Raw genomic sequence first — 15,943 nt, forward strand, 5'->3', positions numbered from 1 at the left:
ACTAGCTTACCCTGTAAGTATATGTACGAGCTCCCTAAATTAATCTTACATTCTTGCTTAAACACAGCTTATACCGTCCCGAATTCAAAAAACTCCCGTCCTGCCAGTTGGCAGGAAGCGAGAGTCTCTTCCATTGCTCACTTATATGTACGCAAAATTAATTCGATGCATGCATATGTGGAGGGAATTCTTGCTGGAATTCTTCACCGAAAAATAAATCATCCAGCGAGCTAAGCGTACCGTCTTCCTCAACCTGGTAGACAGACATCTTCTCTCCATTGACTGTCAGTTCGATAAAGCAGCCCCAACAGTAAAATTGATGGGAACCAATCTTCCCGATATCCTTAGAACTACAATTTGGACATTTCATATACTTTCCTCACCCTATCCGTTCACAGAATTAATGGCTTTTTCCAGACGCTGTTCGCTCATCGGAGGTACCATGACAGCATTTTCCCCGATCGCCATTTCCGTTGTACAAGGCAGCCATTTGCGACCTTCAATTAAATCTGATACAAAACCGTCGGAAATTTCCAATCCTAGTATTGTATTGCCCTGTTCTTGCTCAAAATAAACATCAGAGATGCGTCCGAGCAAAACGCCGTCCTCTGTCAGTACCTGCATCTCTTTCAATTTCCGCCGGCCCAAAAGGTACGTAAACGGTATATCATCGGCACCCGTTTTTTGAACAGCCTTTTCACTTCGGATCATTACAGCGTCTTCTCCATAAGCTGCAATATCTTCCCATGAGACGGTTTTCACATGAGAGGAAAAAAGTGCTTTGCCTTCGAGCTCTAGCCCGGTGATTAACCAATTATTATCTAGTATAAAATCGTGGATTTTGCCAATTTCCTTGCCACTCTCCACGTCGAATACAGCCAGTCCAATCATTTCTTGGAGTTTCATGATGCACAGACACCTCCTCACCCTATAATCATTTGGAAAACGGACTTCGGTTAAAGCGCTATTGCCTGTTAAACCGTGACCGTCTTCAAAAGGATGAAATGGAAAAAATCATACCCCCTAATCCATGAAGGAGAAATCCCTTAGGATTTATTTACGCAGCCGTTTTAGGATGGTTCCAATTTTTTGAGCTGTGTACTCCATTTCTTGAGTAGTATTACCCAAACCAAAACTAAAACGAATCGCTGATCGTAAAACATTTTCAGAAAGATTCATTGCCTGAAGTACATGGGATATTTCGAGAGAGCCTGAAGTGCAGGCAGAGCCACTAGCTGCAGCAATTCCTTCCATATCCAAGTTCATTAGCAACGTCTCCGTACTGATTTCAGGAAAGCTGATATTTAAAATTTGAGGCATATAAAATTCAGGGTGTCCATTCACAACAAAGGCATCCTGTCCGATTTCATGACGAAGTTCTTCAATAAGCGTCTCACGTAGCTTGGTGTAATGTGCTCTCCGTTCATCCAGTCCTTGTACGGCCAATTGTACAGCTTTTGCAAACCCGGCTATACCGGCCATATTTTCTGTCCCAGCCCGCCGTTTTTTCTCCTGCAGTCCTCCGAACAGCCTTGGGGATAACGGAGTGCCCCGCTTCACAACAAGAGCACCGATCCCTTGAGGACCATTGATCTTATGGGCGGAGAAGCTCCATAGATCCACAGGAAATTCCTTGCAGGAAATATACTCGGAGCCCAGTGCTTGAACCGCGTCCGTATGAAAAAATATTCCTTTGCTGCGGGCAAGCTCACCAATCTCCCGGATCGGTTGAACGGTTCCTACTTCATTGTTGCCAAACATAATCGTAATCAGGACGGTATTGTCCCGAATTGCCCCGGCAATCTCCTCCACGGCAACGCGGCCTTCACTGTCTACAGGCACATAAGTGACCTCACAGCCTCTCTTCTCAAGCTCCTCACAAGTATGAAGCACCGCATGATGCTCAATCGCAGATGTAATAACATGTTTGCCCTGAAGCCCCAGCGCTTCCAGCGTACCGAAAATTGCCAAATTGTCACTCTCTGTCCCGCCAGCCGTAAACACCAGCTCGTCCGGCAAAGCCCCCAAAAGGGCCGCAATTTCATCTCGCGACCCGCTAACCTTTCTTTTAGCTTCTCTCCCGTAGGAATGAACACTAGAAGCATTGCCATATTGGCTTGTCATAACGCGCATCATCTCTTCCGCTACTTCCGGATGAACCGGTGATGAAGCGGCGTGGTCTAAATATATAGATTTCATCATTCGTCACCTAAATGTAGTACATCTTATTTGTATTTTCGCTAACTTTCATCATTGTTCATTCACCTTATTTTCTGCGGATTTTTCGTACCATATCATATATAAGTCACGTGCTCATTCGCCGTGATTCGCCGACTTTGTAATTTTTTACGTGATTTTTTGTTGAGACACCCCACAGCAAACCTGCTGCTGATAGGTACAAACTTTGCATCCTTTAGTATATTATTTTATATCCTTTCTTACAACGAAATTATCAATTTGAGAATAATGCTTTTGCATTTTTACTATGTCCACTAAATGGGGGCTTGACCGTCTGCTCCGCTAATCTTTCTGGCTAGTTGTATTTTCGATTTCTGGGCATTCGCCCAATTCATTTTGTAGGCATCAGCATAGAATGCTGTATAAATTAATTGGGAGGGAATTTTTTGAATAGTTATATGATGCCTCAGATGCCTCAGATGCCTCAGATGCCTCAGATGCCTCACATGCCTCATATGCACCACAAGCCACATATGCATCACATGCCACATATGCATCACAAGCCACATATGCATCACATGCCTCACGCTATCGTGGTCCATCCTGTAAATCCTTGCGTTGTTGAAGCTTTAATGTCCCTAATTGGAAATGTTGTTATTCTGGAAACCACACGTGGTAGAATCGACGGATGTGTCCTCGATGTCAAACAAGACCATGTTGTTCTTGAACAAAGAAATAAGAAGTTTCTTGTCCGTATTGCCGAAATCGTTTGGATAATGCCAGAATAATTTGCGAATCAAAGGAGCTGTGAATGCAGCTCTTTTTTTGCTTTTTAAAGAAACCCAATCGGCATATAAATTTGTGATACAGATAAAAAAAATCGAGGAAGTAATGAAGTTTCATGGAGCATTTTAGGAGATGAAGGAAGAATGGTAAGTTTTAAAAAAATTCCCGCCAATAATCAACAAGGATATAAGTGGATAACGCCTCATATACTACGTCATACTCATGTAACCGAAAAGATGCAACAGAACGCAGATCAAAAAATTAAAAATCATTACGCTGACATCTTTAAATTCATCTTTTTACAGGAGTAGATGCAAGAAATGTGATTTATATGTGATTTTATCAAGGGATATCATAAAATAAAATCAGATATCCCTTGATACACATGGGTTAATTGATCGATCAGCCGATTTTAAAATTAAATGTAGAACATGTAATTGTCCGCAGCGGACTGTTCCTGGTAGTTGATCAGATTATCAAGGGTAGTGGAATCAAGCACCTCAGCGATGCTATCGCGGATTCGCAGCCACAGATCACGTTTGGCCGGATCATCTTCTTCCGTAAAATCCACAGGAGAAATCGGCCCCTCCAATACACGGATCACATCACCCGCCGTAATACTAACAGGCTCGCGTGACAGAATATAGCCGCCATAGGCTCCACGAATACTCTTTACCAAGCCCGCATTGCGAAGCGGGGCAATTAACTGTTCCAAATAATGCTCTGACAATTGATTTTTCTCAGCTATGCTTTTAAGGGAAGTCGGTCCTTCACCAAATCTGGCGGCCAACTCCATCATAATAGTCAATCCGTACCTTCCTTTAGTTGAAATCTTCAAAGGTGACACCTCTCTCGAAATTAGTATATATGATATTTCTCATCTGTTTTGTTGGTTTGAGGCGGAAATTGGGCTGTAATATTACGGATATGTCGCATAATCTCTCTATTCCGATCAATCCCCTGTGCATATGGTAACATAACCACACCCCCTATGGGTAATAATCCATTGCTATTTTTTAAAAATGTTCTCCTGGAGTGGACAAAACCGGGCGTGTGAAGTAAGCCAGGTTGTGATAAAATACGTCCATGGGCACAATTCAATACGAAAATGGTGATAACGATGTCAAAAGATAAACAAAACACCCGTATCGTTGTCGGCATGTCCGGGGGAGTCGATTCCTCCGTAACAGCACTGCTACTGAAACAGCAGGGTTATGAAGTGATCGGCATCTTTATGAAAAACTGGGACGACACCGATGAACTCGGCTACTGCACGGCCGAAGCGGACGCAGAAGATGTCCGCCGTGTATGTGAGCAACTCGATATCCCTTACTATACCGTCAATTTTGAAAAGGAATACTTTGATAAAGTATTTTCCTATTTTCTTGATGAATATAAGGCTGGTAGAACACCGAATCCGGATGTGATGTGCAACCGGGAAATTAAATTCGGTGAATTTTTAAACAAGGCTCTGGATCTTGGGGCCGATTATGTAGCCACAGGACACTATGCCCGTGTTGTGAAGGAAGACGGCAAATTCCGTCTACTTCGGGGTGTGGACAACAACAAAGACCAAACCTACTTTCTGAACGCGCTGAATCAGGAGCAACTATCCAAGACGATGTTCCCGATCGGGCATCTGCCTAAGCCGGAAGTCCGCCGTCTTGCTGAGGAAGCCGGTCTTTATACGGCCAAGAAGAAAGATAGCACCGGTGTTTGCTTTATCGGCGAGCGTAATTTCAAAGAATTCCTAGGCCACTATCTTCCGGCACAAGGCGGGGATATGGTGGATGTTGTTACAGGTGAAGTCAAAGGCCATCACGACGGCTTAATGTATTATACCCTTGGACAGCGCCAAGGACTCGGCATAGGTGGTTCAGGTTCCGGTGAGCCATGGTTTGTTGCCGATAAAGATTTGCAATCCAATGTACTCTATGTTGTACAGGGTGATCATCCGAGTCTCTATTCCACCGGCTTAATCGCCTCTGGAATCAACTGGATTGCGGGTGAAGAAGCTATGCCCAATGATTCCTTCACCTGCATGGCCAAATTCCGCTACCGTCAGCCGGATCAGCAGGTCACCGTTACTCCAAGAGAAGACGGAACGCTTCATGTAGCTTTCAATCAACCACAAAAAGCTATTACACCCGGACAAGCCGTTGTGTTCTACCAAGGTGAGGAATGTCTCGGTGGTGGAACGATCGAATACGCTGAGAAAGTCCCCTATTAAGGGTAAATGGCGCAGCCTGCCGGATCTCGGGGAAATAGAGAGGAAATGTGTTTCCTTATAGGGACAATGACTGAATAATAAACAAGAGCAAGCAAGAGAAGCCAGGCGAGTACTCATGCCGGGGCCGAATCCTGCTTGCTTTTGCTGTTCCAACGTTTGGCACTGGCGGTTGCTGGAAGAGGACTCTTGCTACAGACGGCTCCCGTTCCCGATGATTTGGGCTGTGGTTGGATTGTTATACTGCTGAGTCCATTCCTCCGAACCTACGCGTTCCTGCTGTGGATACTCAAAACCGAGGCATGCCGAGAACGATCGCTAGGGCTTGACAGCCAAGCAATAGTTAACGTTGTCGAATGCCGTTATTTGATGAGCGGGTTGACTGTAGTTATAGGCCTGAAACAGCTGAGCGGTAATCTCGGGCGGGGTTAGATGCTCGTAGATCAGCAGATTGGCCTCTTCCAGCAATTGCTCCAGTTCCGTGTAGGAATAGCCTGCCTGCATGGGTTCACCCGCACTCATGGCCATCATTACTTGCTTCTGCGCCCGTTCGCCCGCCTGCGAAGTGAGCGTAAGCTCATCGGGATAATCAAAGACAAAGCTGCTGCCGCTTGGGACCAGCAGGGATATGGACGACAATAGCTGCTTGAATACCTGCTTCGGCAAATAATAGCTGATTCCGAGCAAGCTACTGAAGCTGATTCGTTGTCGATCAAATTCCGGGCAGGCTGTTAAACGGCTTACCCAGTCCTCTTTAAAAAAATCAGCAGTAACGCAGTGCAGATTTGCCGGCTTGGCCAATGGAAGAACGGATACACGCCTTTTTTTATCTGCTACCGTAACGGGATGATCGATCTCAAAAATTCGCAGCTTCGCAGCCCACTCCGGCTGGCGAAAGGCGAAGGTGTCGTAGCCAGCGGCAAAGATCAAATACTGCTCGGCTCCTAAGCTGGCGGCAACGGCGAGCGATTGTTCGGCAAATGCTGCTCTCCCAAGTGGAGAAGGAGATAGTTGATAATCGACGACCTCGCGCAACGCCTGCTCCTGTGAGCCAACAAACGAAGGTCGGAAGAAGGATATGGCCTGAGACATGCTGCAGGCTATCTCCTCGTATTCCTGATCGGTTAGCAGCTGAATGGCGATTGGATCATCAAAAATTTTCAGTTGATTATGCTTGGCGTGATACGCCCGTGAGAACGCGCTGACAAGAGCGGTCAGGCTTTTCTTTTCCATCATGGATCACCTCTTATCCGTTGTAGCACAGCAAGATTGAGCAGGATAAGACTTGATTTTTATGTAAATTTATGGTATAATAAACGTGTTGAAAATATAAAGTTCACATTGTCGCCTTATTTGAAGGGCGATTTTTTTGTTTATCCCACAATATATTGGATCAGCTATTCGGTAATCCGGCGCATCCGGCTTCCTTCAGATTCCGGCTCACGACGGACAGCTTTGCCCTTAGCTACGGTAGGCGCTCGCCAGCCCCTTTTCGGGACTTTCACCCTAAAGATGACGCCCATGCTGGGCGTACATTGAAAAAGCCCACGTGTAATAATGACACGTGAGCTGTGGCTGTAAATTCACCGGTTCTACTTGATGAATATCATAAATATCGAGAAATGATGCGAACTAATTTCGCAGGTAGCTCATTCAGATTGGTAATATCCAGAAATCTTTCGCCTCCATAGATCTGACTAATGACATCTTTGTCTTGACCGATGGCTGCTGCCAGAAATTTTATACCTTTTCTTTCGTATTCGGCTATCGTCTGCTGCATGTCTTGAATGGCAAGACTTCCGGTATAGTCTTCCATGGCTTTGGGCTGACCGTCGCTTATGCTAATTAACAGCTTGGTTTGTTTCGGGGAAGCAGCTAACCGTTCTGCCATAATTCTTAGAGCCATTCCATCTCGATTATTACTTCTGGCACGAATGCCCATTAGTCTGAACCGATCACGGAAATCCGTTTTATCATAATCAGCATAAGCGAAGATGGACATCTGTTCCAATCGGGAAACATCAGCAGTATCCCCATAGATTAGAATCGGAATATCGCAAATTTGACAAAATTCATAAACCGCTATAACCGCTCGTTTGGCCGCTTCCAATCTTCCGAAAGCAGCCATCGATGCTGATTCATCCACCCTTAAACCGACCACAAGACCAGGGGTTTCCGTCGGGGGACGTTTCTTGGCAAAATACCTGAAATCACGGTAGGCCACGCTGTCTGCCTGAAATTTAGAACCATAGTAATGGTTCCTGGCAAATTCCGCGGTTACCTCATGCTGTAACAGCGGTAGCGTTTTTCTGGCAATTTCACGTACGACGGGCATAAGCCCCCTACTCAGACTTAAATATTCCTCCTGATGGTTCGGATCGTATTCAGGACGGTGAACAATCAGCTTAACAGCCTGATGAATAGAATCGGACACGATTTCCCTGGAGACCCGATTCAGCTTTTTACGGAAGTCCCTTTCCTTTTGCTTCTCCTTCTCCGACATGGGTTCAGGATTGGCCATATGATACCTCGGTGATCCATCCTCGCCCGAATCCGTACTCTCCATATCCGCGGAATCAACTGAATGGATGGATGTGCTGTCGTCGCTTTCAGCGGACTTTTTTAACAGGATACCATCTTCCTCAGCTAGCTTATCATGAATCGAATCCATGTCTATACTACTTTCCCCTGTTGTGATCTCCACTGCGTCTAAATTTCGTTTTTTTTTAATTCAACCGGGACTTCATCTAAAATTTCCAACAAACCTTGGTCTTTCAACGCATCTTCCAGCAGTTTGATTTCTTCCGAATCGGTTGTTATCTTGTAGATCACTTTATGATAAAGGGATTCTCTTGCAGAAGCCCCCTGAGCAACGGCATCCGCCCAATAGAAATAGGAACGCATACCGGCCACACCTTTAATGGCATTTGCCCGAGCTGTTTGGTCCAATAGAATAATGATGTTTGCCAGAACGTCCAGCATTTCATCATTTCCGTAGCCGATTTTGGCCATTGCGCGCTCAATCATAATCTCCTTGGTCGGCAGATCCATCTTCTCCGTATGCTGAACCCTGTCACGCAGCGCCTCGTTAAGCGGTCGAGAACCCGCATAACTGCGGTTTGCCGTAATCACCGCTATAAAGTCCGGATGCCTGTGCACGATTTCCGTTGGAAGATTAAGACTGCCATCCAGCTCCAATGCAGAATTCAGTGCCATCAATACGGCAGCATCTCGAATCACGTTTGGTTCCTGAATTTCCAGCAGATAGCCTTTTTGAAAGGCCCTGACGATCTCGGAAGCGTAAAAACGATACTCAACAGCTTCATCCTGAGCGTTATCCGCAGCCAGTTCCAATAATTGTTTCATTTTTGAGGAAGCCATTTCCTGTGTAATCCCCAATGCGTCCATCAAAATTTCAGTTGTGCTTTGAAAACCATCGCTTTCATATAATGCTTTAAAAACTGTTTGCTCCACGGGCTCTAATTTCTCTAATCGTTCAGAAGAAATCACCGGCAAAATAGCGCCAATAATATCCGATTTATCCATATCCGCAAAACAGGTCACTTTCGTATAGGGCAGCCCGAAATTGGATGATAATGCTTTTGCTAATTGTGTTTTACCAGAACCAGCATCACCTTCTAACAGAATATTGGCAATTTTCATTTCCCCGCGATTCCAGTTGCGCTTTACTTCTTTACTAATGCGCCGTTCTTCTTCGCTGGCCTTATGAGATATTGGCTTTTTCCAAACAAGCTTTTTTTCTGCATCCGTCAATTGTCTTGCAGATGTCAAATAATATTCTTCATGTTCAGTCATTTATTTCTCCTCCTTATCCGTCATGATGCTGGGACCTCTCTTTCGCTTTACTTCTTTTCTCAACAACAATAGGGAGCAGCAAAAGCGCACCGATAATCACAAAAACACCACTCACCACAAATACCTCCAGCAGGGAAAATGTATCCTTTAAATAGCCGGATATAAACATGCCAATCACCATCATTCCCATAAAAACAGGCATGATCGCTCCGGATACCCGGCCAATAAATGCCCCTTCTGTGTTCCGCATAATAAGCGTCTGGATCCCGCCTTGAATACAAGGGTAAAACAAACCACTGATCACCAAAAGAATAATTGTCAGCCAAATTAACGTTGACGCGCCCATTCCAATCGTACAGACGGCATTGACAAGCAAACCTACCAGGAGCAACAGCTGTGGCTTCACCTTTTTGGCTATCGCTATTATGGCAGCTCCGCCTACCAACATGGCTGCCCCATTTGCCATAACCAACCACTGCAGAAATTGTTTGTCCTGTCCCAAATTCTCAATGACAAGGAAGATCTGAAGCGGCTGAGTCAGTCCTGATGCCAATCCAACAGCCGAGAAAGTCAAACTAAGTGTTCTTAAGGTTTTATTGGACCCGATATAGCGTAGGCCGTCCGTCAACTCCTTTAAGAAGCCGCCGGTATCCCCTGACTTCGGTTCCTTCGCATCACGGGGAAGGGACGATAATACAAGGGAAGACCCTAGGAACATAGAAGTTGTGAGGATCAGAGATACGTTAATACCAAACTGTATAAAAATAAACGTGCCGATGACCGGACCCAAAACCATAAACACAGCAACAAGAGTCTGGGACATCGCCATTACGCCCTGCAGTTGTTCAGCTGGCACATGCCGTTTGTACAATTTCATAGCCGAAGGCTGAGAAAATTGAGACAGGCTGGCAGAAACAAATGATCCGATGAGAAGCGCAATCCATTCACCATTCATGACCGCAAGCAGCACAGCCCCAACGGACAAACCAGATAACAAATCGCTCCATACCATTGTTCTCTTCGGCCGCCATCGGTCGGCAAAGGTCCCACCAATAAGGCCGAATAGAAAGATCGGTGCAAATTCCGCAACCGAAATCAGGGATACATCAACCGGATTATTATTTGTCAATTCGGTAACATAAAGAAGGACAGCATAATTCCGGATCCAAATTCCCAACTGCAACAGCACCCGGGAGAGGATAATTGTTCGAACATACCGATTGGAAAACATTTTAATATCCCAAATCCTTTAATGTTCTTGATAATGTTCGCAGACGCTCTCCAATCATCTCACCGTTATCGCTCAATGCTTCGTTGAACTGCTTGATATCCTCATTAATCTCATCATTATCCGTACAAACGGCCACCGTCATGGCATTCCCTTGCAGTCCAATCCGATCGAGCACAGGATTCTGCGGATCATATAAATGTTCGTATCTATAGGCCTCAGTAAAATGCGTCAAAGCACTGCAAAAGAGAATGGACAAATCCAGAATTCGATGGATAGGTATCTCTTCCGATTGTCCGGACCCTTGTTCCTCTGTGTTTCTCCATATTTTGGCGGCAACATTAGCCTTACCTTCTCCGTTCCACTGGGTCAATCCCAAAGATAGAGCTTTTACATCTGTGTTGTTAGCGAATCGCCCATCCACATCCCCATAGTTTTCCGAAATAATAACAGGTTTATGATTCGTAGAAGCAGGTATTTTCATAGTTTCTCCTCTTTTCATTTATTGAATCCAAAACAACACTACAGCATAAATCACAAACAAAACAAATGTAGGTCTATTTATATAATAGACAAAACTTGTTTTGTTGTAAATAGTTGCGGCGTAGAAAGTGTTCCGTCCTACAAGCGTATTCGAAAAAGCGCTCAAAGTTGTTTGGATTTTGTAGACCAGTTGTAGTTGGTAGCTTGATTAAAATCAATAAAAAAGAAGTATTTCCATGTTTAGGAGATACTTCTTTAAATTAATTCAAAACAATTTAGCCCTTGGATAAGCGGAGCTTACTTCCGTTTTTTTGTTGCGGACAATTCTGTTTCTTTAGGCTGAGTAAAGAGAAAAATAAAGCTTGCTACGGACACACCCAAAATGAAAGCAATCCCCTTTGGTGTTTTACTCGTTGATGATTCGGTTAATGCCATATCCATCAACCTTTCTTATTTTTATGTTTTAAGAACTTTCTAAAATCAGATGCATATCCGGGGACGTTTTTTGCTTCTGTTTTATCCCCTCCAAACAAAGGTCCCCCCACCACGATGCTAAACCTCCCTGAAGTAAAGTAAGTGCCTTGTATATTAATCGAATCACTGAGCAGAAAAACGACTACCAAAATATCCAGGATATCGATGACGAGATTCCCTGTTTTGGTCTTGCTTTCAGTATGAAATCCCCCGGTTATTGGCCCAGACAAAGATAAAGAGAAGGCGCCACCCGTTTGAAGAAAAACTCCTGTAATCGTAACTTGTCCATTAAGAAGCAAGGTTGCTGTGATGAGATCGAGACTTCGGAGTACTGAACTCCATTTATTCTTCTTATTTCGTCTGTTCAATCACTATCACCAGCCTTCTCCTGCGTGGCACAAAGAGTTAGTTAGTTTATGTTATGCAGAAACTATGAATCATGTTCTAGACTAAAAAACTAGCGAAAATAACTATGTGAGGTCCCATTGGATGTTTGGATACCGCGGTCCGGCCCATGTCGAACTGCGAGGTCGTGTTAATCATTAAAAAAGGCAGCCGATTCAATTCATCGACTGCCTCTAGTATTTACTGATTCTCAGCTATAAATTAATGAAATTGTGCAGCATGCAGTCTGGCAAAGATCCCGTCCTGATTAATTAATTCTTGATGGTTGCCTTCTTCTGCGATGCCTTCGTTCGTTACGACATAGATACGATCCGCTTTTTTAATCGTAGATAAACGATGGGCGATAATGATTGTCGTCCGATTTACTGCTAATTCAGACAACGCCTCCTGAATGATCATCTCCGTCTCGGTATCCAGCGCAGAAGTGGCTTCATCCAGGATCAAGATCGTCGGATTCTTTAAGAACGTTCTGGCGATGGAAATCCTTTGTTTCTGTCCACCAGATAGCTTCAACCCTCTCTCACCGATCTGAGTATCGAGTCCATCCGGCAGTTGCCTGATCATCTCGGTTAAGTTGGCTTTATGCGCAGCTTCCAGGATTTCTTCTTCAGTCGCGCTTAGCTTGCCATAAGCAATATTCTCCCTTAACGTACCAGTAAACAAGAAAACATCCTGCTGTACCATTCCGATCTGTGCTCGCAAAGATTCTTTGGTCATCTCGCGCACATCGATCCCGTCTATCGTGAGGCTTCCCCCAGTTACGTCATAGAATCTCGGAATCAGCTGCGAGATCGTGGTTTTTCCAGCCCCGGAAGGTCCGACGAAGGCTACGGTTTCTCCTGCATTTACTTCGAAAGATATGGAATCCAGCACGTTCTGTTTATCATTGTAAGCGAAGCTGACGTTATCGAACCGGATATCGCCCCGTAGGGAGGATACAGCCTTGGCGTTTTTGGCATTTTGCACGTCCGGCTCGAGGTCCATCATTTCCGTGAACCGTTTGAAGCCGGCCATTCCTTTCGGATACATCTCCATCAGCGCCGCGATCTTATCGACGGGCTTAAAGAGAATGTTGACGTATAAAATGAAGGCGACCAGTTCCCCATTCGTAAGCGTTCCTTGGTATACCATCCATGCGCCATAGATCAATACGAGCAACGTTATTAAACGCGTGAGAATGTAGACGCCTGACAAACTGAATGACATGACCTTGTAACCTTGAAGTTTGGCCGATCTGAACTTAAGATTGTTTTTGGTGAACAGTGAAACCTCGTGCTTTTCGTTCGTAAAAGATTGCACAACTCGAACACCAGATACGCTGTCTTCCACGCGTGCGTTAACTTCCGCCACTTCCGCATACATTCTCTTCCAAGCTTTATTCATCCTCATATTCGTGAACAGAATCAATATTAACAGGAACGGGAAGATGAAGATTGAGATCAGAGCCAATTGAACATTAATTTGCAGCATGATGAAGAAGGAACCGAAGAATGTCATAATGGCAATGAATAAATCCTCCGGACCATGGTGCGCCAATTCGCCGATATCCATCAGATCGTTCGTAATCCGGCTCATGAGATGCCCTGTCTTGCGATCATTATAGAACTTGAAGGATTGACGCTGATACTGCTGAAATAGCTCTTGTCTCATATCGGTCTCGATATTAATGCCAAGCTTGTGCCCCCAATAATTGACGACATACTGCATGAACGTGCTTAGTATGTAAAAGAGCAGCAGACTGATACTGACCGTTATGATCATCGACCAATTCCCGGTGGGTAAAAGCTTATCGATAAAAGATTGAACAGCTACGGGAAACGCCAATTCCAGGATCGCGACAAAGACGGCGCAAGTAAAATCAATAATAAATAACCTTCGATGCGGACGATAATACGAGAAAAACCTTCTAAGCATTCTTTTCCTCTCTCCTAAACATACATTTTCTTAACATGATGGACATGACGCAGTGTTGTTACGCTCCTTCCCCTTAGGGCATCTATATTGTATTGAATCATAGGCAGAATAAATTACAATACCATTTAATATTAATGATAATGATTGTCATTATCAAGATGAAATTGCGAAATTTTCAACTAACTCCCTATGGAGACTTCTTTTCTGTGAAATCTATACGGCAGCCAGTTATTACGATAAAAGCAATTACATTTGAGACCACAATTTTCGCCCTTTCTATCCTGTCTAGTCCATAATGGAATACAATTCGTTATCATGTTACCATATATCGCCTCCATCTTTTGTTCCAAAATAGTCAAATTTAGTGTAAAAGAAAAAAAGCCGCGAATGTCGCAAGCTTCAAGGTTTTCCATACATGATCCGAAAGCCAACAAGCTGACCCCGATTAGATCCGGTGTCAGCTTGTGAGCTTCCTGTGTAATGCTTACGTTTTTTGAGTTGACAGACGTATATCCGGCATACCTATGGCAAAATCGTTATTCTTCCAGTAATAACGCCCTTCTCATCTCTATAGAATTGAAGCGCTCTATACTCAGCTCCATCCCCGCTGAAATGGACACTCTCGGAATATCCTGTCTGCCCTTCCAAGAACAACTGCTGAACGGGAATTGTCACGCTCCAATCGTTATACTCATAAAAAATGTTGCCTCCTTCCTTCAGCGTCACTTCTATGACGGATTCGGGAATGAGCGTGCCCTCGGGTATTTTCCTTTTCATATCTTCGATTTCATCCGCCAATTCCGATTCAGTCTTGTCACTGGGTATAGCGGAAGATGTTGCAGGTTCCTCCGTCAATTCACGAAGATAAGCATCCGCCTTGGCACGGTCCGCCTTGGTTGGGTCCAAAGACAGATCAAACAAAAGGGCGGCTCCCTCATAGTCAGCTTTGGGAAGAATACTGCCTGTGTTTTCTTGAAAAGCAAAGGCATCATTGCTATAGAAACTTGTACCGCTGGCTATCGCCAGATACACTCCTCTGTCCGCGAACATTTCTATATCGTCGCATTCGATCAACCTGTACATAATGCCATCAGCCACAAATTCACTGTAGCCGCCATTCATCGTCACGATATTAACTGCCCAAGGCTTCTGACCTTTAATAAGCGGTGAAACAAAAAACGCTTCCTTACCATATTCCGGATCCGCCGTCGACGGCATGGCAGAACCATCTTGTCTCGCGATGGAAACGACGGCATAAGTTCGGTCGGCATTGAAGCCCTCCGCACCATTCGCCAATTCCTTGAGTCCCGCTCCTGAAACGATTCCATGGAGGGTAAAACGGTAGTCTTTGGCATCAGCAGACTGGTTGATTTCGATCGCATCACGGCTATCAAAGGCTTGGGCCAACTTCGTCTCTTTCAAATGCTCTGCTACTTGGTTGGCGTTGAATAATTGCGCAGCTGCAAAAGCCGTCATGGACAGGGCGAGCGTGACTGAAGCAACTACTATCCCGACGGTAAGCTTTTTTCGTTTAGCGTGTCTCATTCTTCCTCTCTCCTTATATTTACGGATGATGGCTTGGTTCAGAATCTCTTCCGGCTCCTTCTCGGAAGCCAGAGCATTTTTTAGCAGATAGTCCCACTCCTCGGATTCCTTCATCTGATTCAACCTCCAATTGCTTTTTCATGGCTTTACGCGCTAAAAATAGTCTGCTTTTTACGGTTCCCTTGGGAATCTTCAGCATCTCCGCAATTTCTTCAACGGACATGTCTGCGGTATAGTACAAATAAAGCGGAATTCTCAACCTATCGTTCAGGTTGTCTGCGGCTGCACGGATAATGCGGCTGAGCTCGCCGGATAGCGCCGCTTCCTCCGGTTTCCCAGCTTCTACTCCACCGCAAAACTTGTCCACAGCCTCTTTGAACTCAACGCTGGGCATTATCCTTTGTCTCCGGGCCCATTTCCGGCGATGGTTTTTGTGCAAGCGGATGGCAATAGAGATCAGATATGACTTCGGATTGTGATTGGCATCCAATTTGTGGAGCATCTCCATCGCCTTTAGAAACGTTTCCTGATACAGATCATCCGCATCCGCTTTATTTCCGGCTAAGCGGTAACAAAACCCGTATACGGCTTTTCCGTACATATCCACAAGATTGCTGAATTCATCGATATCCAATGAGGTTCTCCTTTCCGAATGATCATTCAACTATACATTGTCATCACCTTGCACTTGGTTCACAAATTGAATTAAAACGATAAAAATTATCCTATTTCGAGCATAAGTTATTGACCACCCGGTGACCATAAGTAATTGATAACCGAAAAAAACACCGGTAATCCCGGTGTTTCAATGCATCAACATACGAAAGAGGCATGCCCCTTACAGGTTCTAGTAACCTGAAGGGCATGCCTCTTTATTGTTTTCAGAC

General features: G+C 44.7%; 15 protein-coding genes. 2 read left to right on the top strand and 13 right to left on the bottom strand.

The genetic code is table 11. The features are described 5' to 3' along the window. Window positions 1–157 precede the first annotated feature (157 nt). From AC2TF5_RS20560 to AC2TF5_RS20570, 3 genes are all read right to left on the bottom strand, one after another. Entirely contained in the window at window positions 158–370 is a 213-nt protein-coding gene (locus tag AC2TF5_RS20560; protein WP_491299004.1) for a YrzR-like zinc ribbon domain, read from the bottom strand. Window positions 371–384: 14 nt separating this feature from the next. Further along, window positions 385–906, bottom strand: a complete 522-nt coding sequence (locus tag AC2TF5_RS20565; protein ID WP_491299005.1) for a PRC-barrel domain-containing protein — start codon at window positions 904–906, stop codon at window positions 385–387. 147 nt (window positions 907–1,053) lie between these two features. Next, on the bottom strand, window positions 1,054–2,199 hold the full coding sequence (locus AC2TF5_RS20570; protein WP_491302954.1) for a cysteine desulfurase family protein: 1,146 nt from the start codon (window positions 2,197–2,199) through the stop codon (window positions 1,054–1,056). Between the two features lie 425 nt (window positions 2,200–2,624). Here AC2TF5_RS20570 and AC2TF5_RS20575 point away from each other — a divergent pair, with 425 nt between their 5' ends. Then, window positions 2,625–2,966, top strand: a complete 342-nt coding sequence (locus AC2TF5_RS20575; protein WP_491299006.1) for a DUF2642 domain-containing protein — start codon at window positions 2,625–2,627, stop codon at window positions 2,964–2,966. Between the two features lie 416 nt (window positions 2,967–3,382). Here AC2TF5_RS20575 and cymR read toward each other — a convergent pair whose 3' ends face one another. Next, a complete protein-coding gene (gene cymR / locus AC2TF5_RS20580; RefSeq protein ID WP_208915246.1) occupies window positions 3,383–3,802 on the bottom strand; it encodes a cysteine metabolism transcriptional regulator CymR in 420 nt (139 codons plus the stop codon). Window positions 3,803–4,084: 282 nt separating this feature from the next. Here cymR and mnmA point away from each other — a divergent pair, with 282 nt between their 5' ends. Then, the gene (gene mnmA, locus AC2TF5_RS20585) at window positions 4,085–5,194 is read left to right on the top strand and encodes a tRNA 2-thiouridine(34) synthase MnmA (protein ID WP_491299007.1); all 1,110 of its coding nucleotides are present in this window, start codon (window positions 4,085–4,087) and stop codon (window positions 5,192–5,194) included. A gap of 315 nt (window positions 5,195–5,509) precedes the next feature. Here mnmA and AC2TF5_RS20590 read toward each other — a convergent pair whose 3' ends face one another. The 9 genes from AC2TF5_RS20590 to AC2TF5_RS20630 all read right to left on the bottom strand — a co-directional run bounded on the left by AC2TF5_RS20590 (window position 5,510) and on the right by AC2TF5_RS20630 (window position 15,690). Beyond that, window positions 5,510–6,427: a class I SAM-dependent methyltransferase gene (locus AC2TF5_RS20590; RefSeq protein WP_491299008.1), complete on the bottom strand. Its 918-nt coding sequence runs from the start codon at window positions 6,425–6,427 to the stop codon at window positions 5,510–5,512. Window positions 6,428–6,797: 370 nt separating this feature from the next. Further along, entirely contained in the window at window positions 6,798–7,862 is a 1,065-nt protein-coding gene (locus tag AC2TF5_RS20595; RefSeq protein WP_491299009.1) for a vWA domain-containing protein, read from the bottom strand. Between the two features lie 38 nt (window positions 7,863–7,900). Continuing rightward, window positions 7,901–9,007 carry an AAA family ATPase gene (locus tag AC2TF5_RS20600; RefSeq protein ID WP_491299010.1) on the bottom strand — a complete coding sequence of 369 codons (1,107 nt, stop codon included), beginning with the start codon at window positions 9,005–9,007 and terminating at the stop codon, window positions 7,901–7,903. Between the two features lie 13 nt (window positions 9,008–9,020). Next, window positions 9,021–10,238 (bottom strand): MFS transporter, encoded by a 1,218-nt coding sequence (locus tag AC2TF5_RS20605; protein WP_491299011.1) that lies wholly within the window; start codon window positions 10,236–10,238, stop codon window positions 9,021–9,023. Between the two features lies 1 nt (window position 10,239). Beyond that, window positions 10,240–10,719: a DUF6530 family protein gene (locus tag AC2TF5_RS20610; protein ID WP_491299012.1), complete on the bottom strand. Its 480-nt coding sequence runs from the start codon at window positions 10,717–10,719 to the stop codon at window positions 10,240–10,242. Window positions 10,720–11,158: 439 nt separating this feature from the next. Next, window positions 11,159–11,560: a hypothetical protein gene (locus tag AC2TF5_RS20615; protein ID WP_491299013.1), complete on the bottom strand. Its 402-nt coding sequence runs from the start codon at window positions 11,558–11,560 to the stop codon at window positions 11,159–11,161. A 238-nt stretch (window positions 11,561–11,798) separates the two neighbouring features. Further along, window positions 11,799–13,511: an ABC transporter ATP-binding protein gene (locus tag AC2TF5_RS20620; protein WP_491299014.1), complete on the bottom strand. Its 1,713-nt coding sequence runs from the start codon at window positions 13,509–13,511 to the stop codon at window positions 11,799–11,801. Window positions 13,512–14,033: 522 nt separating this feature from the next. Then, the gene (locus AC2TF5_RS20625; RefSeq protein WP_491299015.1) at window positions 14,034–15,170 is read right to left on the bottom strand and encodes a hypothetical protein; all 1,137 of its coding nucleotides are present in this window, start codon (window positions 15,168–15,170) and stop codon (window positions 14,034–14,036) included. Then, complete coding sequence (locus AC2TF5_RS20630) at window positions 15,076–15,690, bottom strand: RNA polymerase sigma factor (RefSeq protein WP_491299016.1); 615 nt, start codon at window positions 15,688–15,690, stop codon at window positions 15,076–15,078. Before AC2TF5_RS20630 ends, AC2TF5_RS20625 begins: the two co-directional genes overlap by 95 nt. Window positions 15,691–15,943: the final 253 nt, after the last annotated feature.

The organism is Paenibacillus sp. JNUCC 34 (genome assembly GCF_058269055.1).

Coding starts and splice junctions, on each gene's coding strand:
- AC2TF5_RS20620 (WP_491299014.1), bottom strand. CDS start 13,511: ATGCTTAGAAGGTTTTTCTCGTATTATCGTCCGCATCGAAGGTTATTT.
- AC2TF5_RS20610 (WP_491299012.1), bottom strand. CDS start 10,719: ATGAAAATACCTGCTTCTACGAATCATAAACCTGTTATTATTTCGGAA.
- mnmA (WP_491299007.1), top strand. CDS start 4,085: ATGTCAAAAGATAAACAAAACACCCGTATCGTTGTCGGCATGTCCGGG.
- AC2TF5_RS20570 (WP_491302954.1), bottom strand. CDS start 2,199: ATGAAATCTATATATTTAGACCACGCCGCTTCATCACCGGTTCATCCG.
- AC2TF5_RS20565 (WP_491299005.1), bottom strand. CDS start 906: ATGAAACTCCAAGAAATGATTGGACTGGCTGTATTCGACGTGGAGAGT.
- AC2TF5_RS20590 (WP_491299008.1), bottom strand. CDS start 6,427: ATGATGGAAAAGAAAAGCCTGACCGCTCTTGTCAGCGCGTTCTCACGG.
- AC2TF5_RS20625 (WP_491299015.1), bottom strand. CDS start 15,170: ATGAAGGAATCCGAGGAGTGGGACTATCTGCTAAAAAATGCTCTGGCT.
- AC2TF5_RS20600 (WP_491299010.1), bottom strand. CDS start 9,007: ATGACTGAACATGAAGAATATTATTTGACATCTGCAAGACAATTGACG.
- AC2TF5_RS20605 (WP_491299011.1), bottom strand. CDS start 10,238: ATGTTTTCCAATCGGTATGTTCGAACAATTATCCTCTCCCGGGTGCTG.
- AC2TF5_RS20560 (WP_491299004.1), bottom strand. CDS start 370: ATGAAATGTCCAAATTGTAGTTCTAAGGATATCGGGAAGATTGGTTCC.
- AC2TF5_RS20595 (WP_491299009.1), bottom strand. CDS start 7,862: ATGGATTCGATTCATGATAAGCTAGCTGAGGAAGATGGTATCCTGTTA.